General features: G+C 68.8%; 13 protein-coding genes and 3 pseudogenes. 8 read left to right on the plus strand and 8 right to left on the minus strand.

Going from position 1 to position 12568, the window contains the following annotated elements; genetic code table 11:
- Positions 1–566: 566 nt before the first annotated feature.
- The gene (locus FCI23_RS41705) at positions 567–1166 is read right to left on the minus strand and encodes a helix-turn-helix domain-containing protein (protein WP_136729300.1); all 600 of its coding nucleotides are present in this window, start codon (positions 1164–1166) and stop codon (positions 567–569) included.
- 108 nt (positions 1167–1274) lie between these two features.
- Between FCI23_RS41705 and FCI23_RS60975 the strand changes: the two genes are divergently transcribed.
- From FCI23_RS60975 to FCI23_RS41725, 4 genes and pseudogenes are all read left to right on the plus strand, one after another.
- Positions 1275–1664: a hypothetical protein gene (locus tag FCI23_RS60975; RefSeq protein WP_246144577.1), complete on the plus strand. Its 390-nt coding sequence runs from the start codon at positions 1275–1277 to the stop codon at positions 1662–1664.
- 133 nt (positions 1665–1797) lie between these two features.
- Complete coding sequence (locus tag FCI23_RS41715) at positions 1798–2229, plus strand: hypothetical protein (protein WP_136729301.1); 432 nt, start codon at positions 1798–1800, stop codon at positions 2227–2229.
- A complete protein-coding gene (locus FCI23_RS41720) occupies positions 2226–2972 on the plus strand; it encodes a GNAT family N-acetyltransferase (RefSeq protein WP_136729302.1) in 747 nt (248 codons plus the stop codon). The genes FCI23_RS41715 and FCI23_RS41720 overlap by 4 nt, the downstream gene beginning before the upstream one ends.
- Before the next feature lie 63 nt (positions 2973–3035).
- A pseudogene (locus FCI23_RS41725) lies at positions 3036–3691 on the plus strand (transposase); the annotation flags it as partial.
- Positions 3692–3991: 300 nt separating this feature from the next.
- On the opposite strand, the gene FCI23_RS57215 reads toward FCI23_RS41725, so the two are convergent.
- Positions 3992–4159 (minus strand): hypothetical protein, encoded by a 168-nt coding sequence (locus FCI23_RS57215; protein ID WP_169317181.1) that lies wholly within the window; start codon positions 4157–4159, stop codon positions 3992–3994.
- Positions 4160–4248: 89 nt separating this feature from the next.
- On the minus strand, positions 4249–4581 hold the full coding sequence (locus tag FCI23_RS41730) for a putative quinol monooxygenase (RefSeq protein ID WP_136729303.1): 333 nt from the start codon (positions 4579–4581) through the stop codon (positions 4249–4251).
- 407 nt (positions 4582–4988) lie between these two features.
- Between FCI23_RS41730 and FCI23_RS41735 the strand changes: the two are divergent.
- A pseudogene (locus FCI23_RS41735) lies at positions 4989–5634 on the plus strand (IS481 family transposase); the annotation flags it as partial.
- A gap of 330 nt (positions 5635–5964) precedes the next feature.
- Here FCI23_RS41735 and FCI23_RS41740 read toward each other — a convergent pair.
- A complete protein-coding gene (locus tag FCI23_RS41740; RefSeq protein ID WP_136729324.1) occupies positions 5965–6735 on the minus strand; it encodes an SDR family NAD(P)-dependent oxidoreductase in 771 nt (256 codons plus the stop codon).
- 207 nt (positions 6736–6942) lie between these two features.
- Between FCI23_RS41740 and FCI23_RS41745 the strand changes: the two are divergent.
- Positions 6943–7262 (plus strand): annotated as a pseudogene (locus FCI23_RS41745) (TetR/AcrR family transcriptional regulator); the annotation flags it as partial.
- Here FCI23_RS41745 and FCI23_RS41750 read toward each other — a convergent pair.
- Both FCI23_RS41750 and FCI23_RS41755 read right to left on the minus strand, forming a co-directional pair.
- Positions 7211–7492 carry a hypothetical protein gene (locus tag FCI23_RS41750; protein ID WP_136729304.1) on the minus strand — a complete coding sequence of 94 codons (282 nt, stop codon included), beginning with the start codon at positions 7490–7492 and terminating at the stop codon, positions 7211–7213. The pseudogene FCI23_RS41745 and the gene FCI23_RS41750 sit on opposite strands and share 52 nt — an antisense overlap.
- A 112-nt stretch (positions 7493–7604) precedes the next feature.
- On the minus strand, positions 7605–8321 hold the full coding sequence (locus tag FCI23_RS41755) for an SDR family oxidoreductase (RefSeq protein ID WP_136729305.1): 717 nt from the start codon (positions 8319–8321) through the stop codon (positions 7605–7607).
- 71 nt (positions 8322–8392) lie between these two features.
- On the opposite strand from FCI23_RS41755, the gene FCI23_RS41760 reads away from it, so the two are divergent.
- Complete coding sequence (locus tag FCI23_RS41760) at positions 8393–9205, plus strand: helix-turn-helix transcriptional regulator (protein WP_136729306.1); 813 nt, start codon at positions 8393–8395, stop codon at positions 9203–9205.
- Positions 9206–9489: 284 nt separating this feature from the next.
- On the opposite strand, the gene FCI23_RS41765 is transcribed toward FCI23_RS41760, so the two are convergent.
- Entirely contained in the window at positions 9490–9864 is a 375-nt protein-coding gene (locus tag FCI23_RS41765) for a toxin Doc (RefSeq protein WP_136729307.1), read from the minus strand.
- Between the two features lie 507 nt (positions 9865–10371).
- Here FCI23_RS41765 and FCI23_RS41775 point away from each other — a divergent pair.
- Entirely contained in the window at positions 10372–11895 is a 1524-nt protein-coding gene (locus tag FCI23_RS41775) for a M1 family metallopeptidase (RefSeq protein WP_136729308.1), read from the plus strand.
- An 89-nt stretch (positions 11896–11984) separates the two neighbouring features.
- On the opposite strand, the gene FCI23_RS57220 is transcribed toward FCI23_RS41775, so the two are convergent.
- Complete coding sequence (locus tag FCI23_RS57220) at positions 11985–12155, minus strand: hypothetical protein (protein ID WP_169317182.1); 171 nt, start codon at positions 12153–12155, stop codon at positions 11985–11987.
- Positions 12156–12568 lie beyond the last annotated feature (413 nt).

Consider the following 12568-nt stretch of genomic DNA (forward strand, 5'->3'; position numbering starts at 1 on the left):
CGACGCATCCCCGCATCCGATCGGCCTAACGACCGACCATCACACAAAGACACGCACCCGCCGACACCGCCCGATTCATACAGGAACACGCAGCCAAACCATCAACAGTTGAAGACCCTTCGAACGCGGCGTAGCCGCCCTACCACCAGTACAAGGCCCGGGGAAGGCCATGCGACCGTCCCGCGGGGCCATGTTGAGGCGCGCTGTGGGGGCGGGGCGGGAGAGGTGAAGTTGGGGGTGTTCCTGTCGAACACCAAGTCAAGGCGGGCCACGCTCACCGAGGACAAGCTGGCAGTACTCGCGGAACTGGAACTCAACTGGGCGTGACCCGCATAGCGTCAGCCTGACGTGCTCGGGTGCTCGGGATGTGCTGGTGAGCCTCGGCCCTATCTCATAGGCCGGAGTGGAGAGGACGGCCGCCAGAGCCAGGCCGACAAAATCGTCGGTCTCCCTGACTTTCCGCGTGTCTTGTCTCCCCTCAGTGGGAACAGGTCTCCCCCTGCCCCGCCCGGCGGCTCCCCGCCGACACCGCCCAGCCCCGGCACCGCCCACGTGGCGTACAACCCTCAGAATGTCGGCCGGGCAAAAGCTCGGCACCCGTCCGGCGACCCCGGGGCGGCGGCGTCCCGACTGCTGCGCCAGTCCCGCGGTGTGATGCCGTAGGCGGCCCGGAAGGCCCGGCTGGCGTACGCCGCATCGGTGAACCCCCAGCGCCGCGCGACGGCGAACACCGTCTGCGTGGAGCTGGAGCGGCGTGCCAGTTCACGGCGGCACTCCTCCAGGCGGCGGCGCTGGATCCACCGGCTGATGGTGGCGCCTTCACCCTCGAAGAGCTTGTACAGCTGCCGAGTCGAAATGTGGTGAGCTGCGGCGATGGACTCCGGGGAGAGCGTCGGATCGCCCAGGTTGTGGTTCACGTAGTCGCGAATCCGGAGGACCATGGCGCGCCGACCCTCGTCGGCCACCTCGCGGCCGCCGTGGGTGAGCTCCGCGACCAGGGTCGCGATGAAGTCGGTGACGTTGCCCGCCAAACGCTCGGCCACCGTCGCGGGACAGTCCTTCGCGAAGTCGGCGAGCGTGCTCAGGAGCGGCGCCAGCATCGCGGCCACGCCGCCCTCCGGGCTGATGACGCGCGCGGTGACCATCCGCAGTTCGCTCTCCGGCACGCCCACCACGCGGAGTGGCAGCCGATGCACCCGAAGGCTCAGCCTCCGCCTGGTCGCCCATCTGTCCCACCGACGCGGCACCCGCTACACACCGGACGGCAAAACCGTGTGGGCCGAACAGGAAATGACGATCTGAAACACGCGTTTGACCTGCGCCCCCTGCCGGTGGACTTCCCGGCCTGGGACCGCGTCTACGCCTTCTTCCGCCGCTGGCGACGCCAGGGCTTGATTGAAGAGTTCCACGACCGTCTGCGGGGCCGGGTCCGTGAAGCGGAGGGCCGGCTCGAGGAGCCGACAGCCGGGATCATCGATTCGCAGTCCGTGCGGGCCGCGTCCTCGGTACCGGCAGCCACGCGAGGCTATGACGGCGGCAAGCTGCACTCCGTCGAGGAGTGCAAGTCGATCCACACCGAACGTGCCTACACCATGGCGACCGGTGACACGGAAGCGGTGGAGCGGCTGCTGCGGCAGCAGTTGGCGCACACGCCGTCGACATGACGGAGAGTCCGTGCCCCGGGCTCGTCGGGGGCACGGACGCACCGGCTACGCCTGCACGATGCGCTCCACCAACTCCGGGACCCATTCCACGTACTCGACCTCTGCACTACGACAGCGTGGGAGAATCCTGACCATGTGGCTACAGGTGAACGTCAACGGTCTTGAGGCCTTCACGCAGTACCCGAGGCCGTTTACTGCCGAGACGCTGGACCCCATCGCGATGATGGGCGGCCTCGACCAGGCCCAGTTGCGGTCACGCGACGGACATCATGAGGCCGGGCACGCCCTCGTCGGCATGGCCTTCGGTCTGCCCGGCACCGCTGCCTTCCTACCGCGAGCCCGACGGCAGCCTCGACGGGTGGGTGCGGCGAGTCCGGGCACATATCAGTGGGTCCGTTCTCTGCAGAGCTCCGCCACCTCCTGGCGTTTCACGCTGCTGGTGTTCGAGCTGCACATCGTTGGCTCGCTGACGAGAGCCTGCTCTCCAGCCACTGCTTTCCTCAACGACGTGCTCGCGGGCGCCGTGGAGCGACTCAGCCGCGACCTGGCACCGGTGAATCGATGAACGGGGTCGAGCCTGTGTCCGCCGGATCGAGCGGTTACTCCCTGGCGATCGCCAGCCGCGACGAGATCCGCGAAGCCCAGCAGCTACGCCACGACGTTTTCGCGGCCGAGTTCGGCACCCATTTGCCCACTCTGGCGCACGGGCTGGACGCCGACGAGTTCGACGAGCACTGTGACCATCTCATCGTGCGCCACAACCAAAGCCGGGCGATCGTCGGCACCTATCGCCTGATGACGCCGCGGTGTGCGGCGCTGGTGGGCGGCCGGTTCGGCGACCGAACGTTCGATCTCAGCCCCCTGCGCCACATCGACGCGGATCTGGTGGAGACCGGCAGATCATGTGTGCATCCCGACCACCGGCAAGGCGCGGTCATTTCCCTGATCTGGAGCGGCATCGGCCGCTATCTGCGCAGAACCGGCCATCGTCGGCTCGGAGGCTGTGTCTGGGTGCCCCTGCACGATGGGGGGCGCACCGCCGCCGGCATATGGGCGGCGGTGCGCGAGAAGTACCTCGCCCCACACGAATTCCGGATCGCCCCCCGTCAGCGCCTATTCGACGATGGCGCCGCTGACGTCACACCGATGGCGCTGCCGCCGCTGCTGCGCGGCTACTTGAGAATGGGCAGCTGGATCTGTGCAGAGCCAGCGTACGACCCGGACGCCAAGGTGGCCGCCTTCTACGTGCTGCTGTCCCTGGACCACATGAACCCGCGCTACCGCCGGCATTTCTTCGAAGAAGACTGACGGGCCGCGTTGCGGGCCGTCAGCCGCAGCACGCAGACGGCGGGCCCGGACCGCCTCGAACGTGTGTTCACCGCCCTTCTGGAGGGTCTGATCGCCGAGGCCGCCCGCCAAGGGAAGACGGACTTGTCCCTGGTCAGCGTGGACTCCACCACCTCCCGCGCTCACCACGACGCCGCCGGGATGCGCATCGGCGAGGAGGTCATGGACGCCCTGGAGGAAGCCGCCGCCGAGCAGGAGCAGGGCCGGCAAAAGGGGGCGGCGAGACGGGACAGAACGGGCAGGACGACGGAAACGACCCCGAGCGGGAAGAGCGGCGACGTGTCCGGCGACGGCGCAGGCTCCGCTTGAAGGAAGCCCTGCTCGGCAGGTCCCGTGGCGGGTTGACCAGCAAGATTCACCTCGCCGCCGACCGCAAGCGCCGACCGCTGTCGTTCGTCCTGACCGCCGGGCAGGCCGCGGACAGCCCGCAGTTCATCCCCGTGCTGAAGAAGATCCGCATCCGCCTGCCGGTCGGCCGCCCCCGCACCCGGCCGGGCGCCGTCGCCGCGGACAAGGCCTACTCGTCCCGCGCCAACCGCTCCTACCTGCGCAAACGCCACATCAAAGCGGTCATCCCGGAGAAGAAGGACCAGGCCGCCAACCGCAAGAAGAAAGACAGCCGAGGAGGCAGGCCCGTCAGCCACGACGCACACCTGTACAAGGAACGAAACACCGTCGAGACGGCGGCGCGGATCCTGTAGTCGACGCGGACGTCGGGAGGGCCCGGGCATGGTGTGGGACGCGGCGGATGCGGCTTTATCACAGGCCACATGAAGTTGGCACCGGCCAGGACGGGGGGCTGGCCGGCGCCGGCTCGAGGGTGCGGGGTGCCGGTGATGGCGGTCGCCTTCGCGGCGAAAGGCGCCTTGAGGCTTCGGCACATCCAGCGTGCGGACGGCGCTACATTCGCAACACGCCCCAGCACCGATTACGGGCGCGCGCCGACTTCGCCGACACGAACGAGAAGGCCGCCGGGTGGGCTACGGGGCTTCGGTGACCGCTTGGGCGATCCGCAGGGTCATCTGCTGCTGGGTGGCGTCGCGACGGGTCGGGTTGAAGGAGAAGACGAGGCGGCGCTGCTGGTCGCGAGTGGAGAACATCCCATTGGCGTAGCCGTACTGCGCGCCGGCCGATCGGCGCAAACGCACGGAAAGAGCCACCCTTGGCCCAGCTCCGAGAACCGATTGCCGCCGCAGTCCGGTGAACAGTGGCTGGACCCGGCACGCGATGACGCGGATCAGTCCCGCGGCGGCACAGCCAGCTCGCCCAGCAGCGACCAGTCGTCCTGGGGCACGGTGGCGTTGATGATCCTGGGCGTCTCCGCGAGGTAGCGCGGCAGCGTCTGCTGGGCCGTCTTGAAGTGCTCGGACCGCACGTGGGCGACCCCCGCCTCCTCGTCACGGAACGCCTCGACCAGCACGTACTCCGTGGGGTCCTCCAGGCTGCGCGACCAGTCGTACCACTTACACCCCGGCTCCGCGCGGGTCCCCTGCGTGAAGTCGTGAGAAATCTGCGGCCACTGGTCCGCGTACTGCGGCAGTACCCGGAACTTCGCCGTAATGACAATCATGAATCTCCTCCCATAGGCAAGAGGCCGCCTGACCGGGCGTGAACCCAGCCTATCTATCAAGCAGGACGGCGGCGCCGGAGACACGCTGCGCAGACCGCGCGCCACATCGGTCCCGGAACATCCGTGGCACTCCAAGAAGGGCGATATCGCTGAGTCCTGCTCGCAGCCGACCTCACCACCGCCCACACGGGTGTCATTGGCTGACGGTGCGCTACCTGGAGTGATGGGCGAGGTGAAGTTTCCCCCCGGGAGCCGCCAGCAGGCACTGATGGTCAGCATCCACTCCTTCATCGGACACAACCTGGGCGACCCGCAACTGTCGCCCACCGCGGTCGCCGCCCCCCACCACATCTCCGTGCGGTACCTGCACCGGCTGTTCCAGCCGCGCAGGGCACCACCATCAGTTCATGGCGGACCACTCCAGCCGCCCGCTCAACAGCCCCCGGCGCACCTCGACACGCGCCGAGCGACGCATCGTCAAGGTCCGCGTCCTGCGCCGCTGGGGACCTGCCCGTATCGCCTACCTGCTCGGCCTCAACCCGGCCACCGTGCACCGCGTGCTGACCCGCCACCGAATCGCCCGCTCTCCCACCTCGGCCGCGCCACCGGACGAGCCATCCGATGCTACGAGCACGCCTCACCGGGCGATCTGGTCCGCGTCGACATCAAGAAGCTCGGCAACATCCCCGGCGGCGGCCATCAGGTCCTCGGCCGCCAGGCCGGCCGCAAGAACCGCTCCGGCGATGGCTACAGCTACCTGCACAACGCCGTCGACGACCACTCCCGTCTGGCCTACAGCGAGATCCTGCGCAACGAGAAGAGGAGACCGCCACAGCGTTCTGGATCCGAGCCAAGGACTTCTTCGCCCAGGCCGGCATCACCGTCCAACGTGTCCTGACCGACAACGGCTCCTGCTACCGCTCACGGACCTGGAGCGAAACACTCACCTCCGCCGGCATCACCCACAAGCGCACCCGCCCCTACCGCCCCCAGACCAATGGCAAGGTGGAACGCTTCAACCGCACCCTCCTCGACGAATGGGCCTATGCGCAGTTGCGCTTGAACACCGAAACCAGCGAGTTCGCTGGTTCTGAAGGCTGCCGGGGCGCGAGCCCGCTGAGAGAGGCCGCCCTGCCGGAGGGGAGGGCACTCGGGTTCGGGTCCGCTCCTGGCTGGGGGCGACTTCAGGCTGGGGGGTCTTCGCCACGTCGGTACTGACCTCGGACATCATCGCGGCCTTGAAGCGGGGGCAGTCGTCGTCGTTGGTGGCTGGGATGCAGTACGGAGTTGGCCGCGGATCCGGCACTGGCCCCACCCCGTCACCGGTACCCCCGGCACGAGGTGGCGCGACGCCGGGGCCTGTGGTGAGGGAGGGAGCAGGATTCACACGAAGATGACGGCGGCGCCGGTGCGGCCTCCATCGACGTCCACCACCGTCCCGTGCACAAAGGCGGCTTCGTCGCTGGCCAGCCAGACAGCGGCGTGCGCGATGGCGTCCGGGCTGCCGACCCCGCCGACCGGGGTCCCCTTCATCATGATCTCGCCGGGGTGCGGTTTGCTCTCCCCCACAGCACGGGTGACGATCACGCCCGGCGAGATCGCGTTCACCCGCACCCCCATCGGCCCGAACTCTGCCGCCCACGCCCGGGTGAGGGTCTCCACGGCACCCTTGGTGGAGCTGTAGAGAGCGCCGACCGGAATGCCCAGGCGTGCGATCCATGACCCAAGATTGATGATGGTTCCGCCACCGGCCTGCGCCATGGCCGGGGCGACGGCAGCGGTCAGGAAGAACGGTGCCTTGACGTTCACCGCGTAGACCTGATCGAAGGTCTCCTCGTCCGTGGCGGCAGTGGTGCCGCCCGGGTAGATGCCAGCGTTGTTGACCAAAACGTCGATGCGCCCGCCCAGCGCCCCACGCGCCCGCTCGGCCAGGTCCCGGGAGGCCCCCGCGCTGCCGTCGAGGTCGGCCTCCACGAAATCGGCACGCCCGCCAGCCGTGCGGATCCGCTCAATGACCTGCGCCCCCCGCTCCCGATTGCGCCCCGACACGACGACGTGGGCCCCCTCGGCGGCGAACGCCTCGGCGATCGCCCGCCCGATATTGCTCGTCGATCCCGTGACGAGCGCGGTCTTGTCCTGCATCCGTCCACCCATGGCGCGTCCCCTTGTCTCACTTTCAACGGCCGGAAAAGCCGACCGGCTCTGCACGGCGGTCCAGTGGGCTGAACCGCGAGATCGACTGTGCGCCGATAAAAATGGACCAGCAAGTCCAATCGTTGACGGCGGCGCACGTCCCCGTGTCAGACCCTTGCGATGACCGCCATAAAATGGACCTTCCGGTCCAGTGAAGGAGAGAGCGCGATGCCGCAAGCGCCGACCGCGAAGGGACGGGCCACACAGGCCCGCATCATCGAGGGCGCCGCCGAAGTGCTCCGCGAGAGGGGCCTCGCTTCCACGGCACTCGACGACATCCGCAGCCGCACCGGCACGAGCAAGAGCCAGCTCTTTCACTATTTCCCGGGCGGCAAGGACGAACTGCTGCTGGCGGTAGCCCAGTTCGCAGCGGACCGCGTCCTGGACGACCAGCAGCCGCATCCTGGTACCGGTGGCGGGACGCGGTGGTGGAGCGCTATGAACTCCAGGGTGACCAATGCCCGTTGGGGTCCTTGTTCCTGCAGGTCGCAGCGGCGCCGAGGTTTCCGGAGCACAGCCTGCCGTCGAACTCGTACCGGGTCCTCCAGGTCGTCCATGACGAGGCTGGAGACGGCGTCATTAGCCGTACGCCGGTGGACTGCGGAAGGCTGTCGGGGAGCATCTCGCGCTGGAGCGAGTCGGCGATGTGCGCCTCGCGGTCGTACAGCTGCGCCTTGTCGACACCCAGCGCGGTCCGGGCCGCCAGTGTGGCGGCCACCAGCAGATCGTCCCTGGCTGACAGACGGTGTCGGATCCCACCCGCAAAGCCGGCGTGCGACGCGTCGGCTATGCGTCCGGTGTCAGCCGAGCCCTCCCGGGCGTCTGCCCGCTCACCACGGCACGGGTGTTCCGTCCCAGGAGAAGAATGCGCCGGTGGGACCTTCGTCCGGCAGGAGAGCCAGTCGGACGGCTCCCTGGGCGCCGTCGGCCGGGTCCCCGCCGGCAGCGGCCGCTCCGGGGGTGAGGTCGGTGGCTCGCACGCCAGGGGCGAGCGCGTTGACCTTGAAGCCCTCTTCGGCCAGCGTCTGGGCGTAGAAGACGGTCAGGGCGTTGAGGGCGGCCTTCGACGATCGGTAGGCGGCGGCGCGACCGTTTCCGGGGGTGAACTGAGGGTTGGGGTTCGTGCTCCAGGTCAGCGATCCGGTGCCACTGGAGATGTTGACGATGCGGGGGTGCGGCGATCTGCGCAGAGCGGCCAGGAAGGCATTGGTGACCTCGACGACCGCGAACACGTTGGTCTCGTACGTGCGCCGGAACTCCTCGGCATCGGCTTCGGCCGGCGGGGTGAGCGAGACCGAGATGCCCGCGTTGTTGACCAGGACGTCCAGGTGGTCCACCTGTGCCGCGGCCTTGGTAATGCTGTCGGTGTCCGTCACGTCGAGGACCAGCAGGCGGGCGTCGCCGCCAATCTCCTCGACGGCCCGCTGCCCGCGCCCGACGTCGCGGGAACCCACGTACACGGTGAAGCCCTCTGCGGCGAGTTGGCTGGCAATGTGCTTGCCGATGCCTTTATTGGCACCGGTGACCAGTGCTGTGCGATCGTTCATGACATCTAGGGTTCCCTGGCCGCGACCGTTGCGCCAGGGACAACCTGTACCAGGCAGTTGGAGGAGGCAACATGGCGCGGGAGGAGCTGGCCCGCTTCCTGCGGGAACGCCGTGAGGGGCTGCGTCCGCACGAGATCGGTCTGCCGACGAGTACCCCTCGCCGCATACCGGGCCTGCGACGCGAAGAGGTGGCAGAGCTGGCCCACATGTCAGTCGACTACTACACACGACTCGAGCAGGACCGCGGGCCCCGGCCGTCGCCCCGGATCCTGGACGCGCTGGCCCAGGCCCTGCGGCTCACGCCGGCCGAACGCAGCCACCTGTTCCGCCTGGCCGGATCATCCGCGCCGCCCGGCACCAACGCCGTGCGGCGGGTGCGCCCGCAGGTGGCCCGGATGCTACTGCGACTGCCGGAGACCGGCGCGATCGTCACCGACGCGGCCTATGGCGTCGTCGCCTGGAATCCCCTGGCACAGGCTCTGCTGGGCGATGACCTCGGACGCGGGACGACGAACCTGGCCCAGCGCCGCTTCCTCGGCCGGGGGCACATGTACGAAAGCTCCAGCGCAGAGGAATTCGGGCACATTGTGGTGGCGCGGCTGCGCCGGGCCGCAGACCGCTACCAGCACGACGCGCAGCTCGCCGCTCTGCTGACCGAACTGCGCGCCGGCAGCGAGGAGTTCCGGCAGACCTGGGAAACACGCCCGGTCCACACTCCCGGGCACCGCGCCAAGACCCTCGACCACCCGACGGCGGGCAAACTGCGGTTGAACTGCGACGTGCTGCTCGTCCCCGAGGACGACCAGGAAGTCGTCCTGATCACGGCGGATCCCGGATCACCTTCTGCGCGGACCCTGGACAGGCTCGCCGCACGGGTGTCCTGAAGCAGTGGGCGGCCTGACGCATGGACGCACCTGATCAGGGTGTTCGCCAGCGCCAGGAGCACCGGGGCACAGTGCTCCGCTCCAGCGGAGCGATCACGCCTGTGGTTGTGTGGCGTCGCTGGTTCGCGCGGCGAGTTCGGTGAGGTGGGCGATTCCCAAGAAGAGGTGTGATCTCTTCTTTTCCTGCCGTTCTGCGATCTGGGCGATCTTCTCTTCGGCGGCAGCGGGCGACGCGCTGGTCGCCGCTGCGGGGGCCCGATCGGGGAGAAGAGGAGTGGGCGGGGTCAGATGCGCCAGGTGCGGATGCGGTCCGCGGCCTGGTAGACGGTGGCTTTGCGGGCCTGGATGTCACGGACCAGGTCCACCAGCGCTCCGTATGGCGGGTCGATACCTTCGTCGCAGGCATGCATGTAGGCGGCGGCGACCTGGCAGGCGTACAGGCTGTCGCGGTACGGCAGGGGTTCCAGGCGCACCAGGGTGTGCAGGAGGGCGGCGGCGCGCCAGGCGGGGTCGGGGTCGGCGGTGGCCGGGCGGGGGATGCGGGTCTTGTGGCGGGCGACGGCCGCGACGAGGGCGGAGTAGTCGGCAACGGTGAGGTCTGCGGGGACGGCCTGCTCCTGGATGTCCAGCAGCCAGGGCACGTCGATGTACAGGAGCATCAGGCGGCTTCGGGTCCCTGGCGGTGGGCCGGGGGGCTTCGTCGGGGAAGGCCTCGTCGAACTCGGCACGGTGCTCATCGCCCCAGGCCAGCGCGTAACGGACGAATTGCAGGCGTTGCTGCTCGCGCAGTGGCAGATCGTGGACGTACTGCTTGAGGGACTTGCCCTCGGCGGCGGCGGCGAAGACCCGCACCCCCGGCCCCGGCTTCGCCACGTGAGTGTGATCATGACTGCTCCTCGCGCGGAGGGTCGACGGTCGTCCCGGCTCACAGACAGAGCCGGGACGCGTCAGGAGTGCGAGCACTTTTACCTACCCTGATGGCATGCTCCGGTCAAATCTGTCAGGCTTCCGGCAGCCGTCGCCCTGACCCCAGGGGGACGCAGCGGAAATCTCACCCCAGCGATCGCGCAAGCGACGCGTAGCCCGCGGCTGCCCTCCGGCGCACCCAAGCCGGCCGAGCGGCCACCGAGCAGGCCGGAATCCCGGCCGCCTCAAAGGAGTTTCGTGTGAGACCGACCCCCCACAAGACCCTCGCCGCGAGCGCACTTGCCGTCGCCGCGTTGGCCGGTGTCTCGCTCCCCGTCAGCCCGGCGGCAGCCGTGCCGCACGCCGCCCCTCTGGCCGCCGCCTGCACGCCGGCCCAGGTGGTGGCCAACGGTGGCTTCGAAAGCAGCACTTCGCCCTGGAGCCAGTCGTCGACCGGCGTGATCACCAACCGCGCCGGTCAGAGCGCCCATGGCGGCACCAACTTCGCCTGGCTGGACGGTGTCGGCAGTACGCACACCGATACGCTCTCGCAGAGCGTCACGATCCCGTCCGGATGCAGCAGCGCCACCCTCAGCTTCTGGCTGCACATCGACACCGCCGAGACGACCTCGTCCACCGCGTACGACAAGCTGACAGCGAAGATCGGCACTACGACGCTGGCGACGTACTCGAACCTCGACAAGAACACCGGGTACGTGCAGAAGTCGTTCGACGTGTCGGCGTTCGCGGGCCAGACCGTGAACGTGGCTTTCGCCGGCACCGAGGACTCCAGCCTCCAGACGAGCTTCGTCGTCGACGACGTGGGCATCACCGTTCCCAGCGGCGCCGACCGTTTCGGCTACGACGGGGCCTTCAGCCTTATCGGCAACGCCCTGCCCGTACTCGCGGTCAAGGACGCGGCGGGCTGGCACCTGGACCCGTACACCAACAACGGCGAGTCGTTCTACTCACTGTCCGCCGACTTCAGCGTGGCCCTCGACCACCCGAGCACACTGCTGGTGCCGGCCACCGGCACCTCGGTCGACACCCCCGGCTCCAGCGGACGCACGATCACCACCGCCACCGCCTCCAAGGTCCGTGACTTCGCCTGGGCGGCCGGCCCCTTCAGCAAGATCTCCGGTACCTCGACCGCCGGCACCCCGGTGAACGTCTACTCCGTCTCGGGCATCAGCTCGGCCGACGCACAGTCGATGCTCACCACCGCGAAGTCCGCCGTGGACGCCCACGCATCGCGGTTCGGCGCCTACCCGTACGGCGAGTTGGACGCGGTGATCGACAACAACTTCTGGTTCGGTGGCATGGAGTACCCGGGGTTCGTCCTCGACTTGGTCAGCACCACGGCGCTCACCCACGAGATCGGTCACCAGTGGTGGTACGGGATTGTCGGCGACGACGAGTACAACAGCCCCTGGCTCGATGAGGCGTTCACCGACTACTCCACCGATCTGGCGCTGAGCAAGACCGGCACCGGCTGCTGGAACAGCGTCTCGTGGGCCTCGACGGCGGAGAAGATCACCAACTCGATGGCCTACTGGGACGCCCACTCGTCCCGGTACTCCACCGTCGTCTACGGATACGGCAAGTGCGCCCTGCACGATCTGCGGCGCGTCCTCGGCGACAGCGTCATGGCCAAGCTGCTGAAGGACTTCGCCACTTCGCACTGGTACGGCGTCTCGACCACGTCCGAGTTCAAGGCAGCCGCCCAGGCCGCCACGAGCACGGACCTGACCCCGTTTTGGACCCAGCACCGCGTCGACGGCTGACACGGCACCGGTTCGCTGCGGTTGGCGCCCCTTGGCGTCACCCGCGGCGACCCGATGCCGCATGCCGGCCTCATCGGTTACGCGGACCGTCACGGCCGCAGCGTGTTGCGCAGCGGCCGTGAAGGAGATGCCGCAGTCCCGGAGCGCCGCTCCAGAGGGCGGTGGCAGCCCTGTCGAGGCTGGCCGGGGGCGACGACGTCGGCCTTGTCCTTGGGCAGGGGCTCAGCGATCACCTCGTCGATGCCGACCTCGGCGGCCACGGCGCGTGCGACGGTCTGCCTCGGCCGCCTTGCGCGCGGCAGTCAACTCCTTGGGGAGGTGTCCGCGCCCGCGTCGGCGAGCAGCCATGGGCGGCCCGCGAGGCGAACCTGTGCAGAGGAATTCCGACATGCCGGCCGGCTCGGTCGGGCATCCTCGCCTGATACCGCTCGGCGATCCCGAGGGAGCCCAAGGCGGCGTACCGCTGACCGGTCAGAGGAGAGACGGGCTGCCATCCGACAGCCAGTCCCCCGCGGCCGCCTCCGCGACCGCCTGGGCCGGAGCGCCGGGGCCCGGGACCGGCCCTCCCGGCGCCCCTGCGATCCTCGTCGTGATGGACATCGTTCCCGCCTCGGACGCGGTGAAGTTCCCCCATCTCCTGGGCTACGAGGATCCCGACGCTCTGACTCAGCCT

This window comes from Actinacidiphila oryziradicis (assembly GCF_005047355.1).
GTDB lineage: Bacteria > Actinomycetota > Actinomycetes > Streptomycetales > Streptomycetaceae > Actinacidiphila > Actinacidiphila oryziradicis.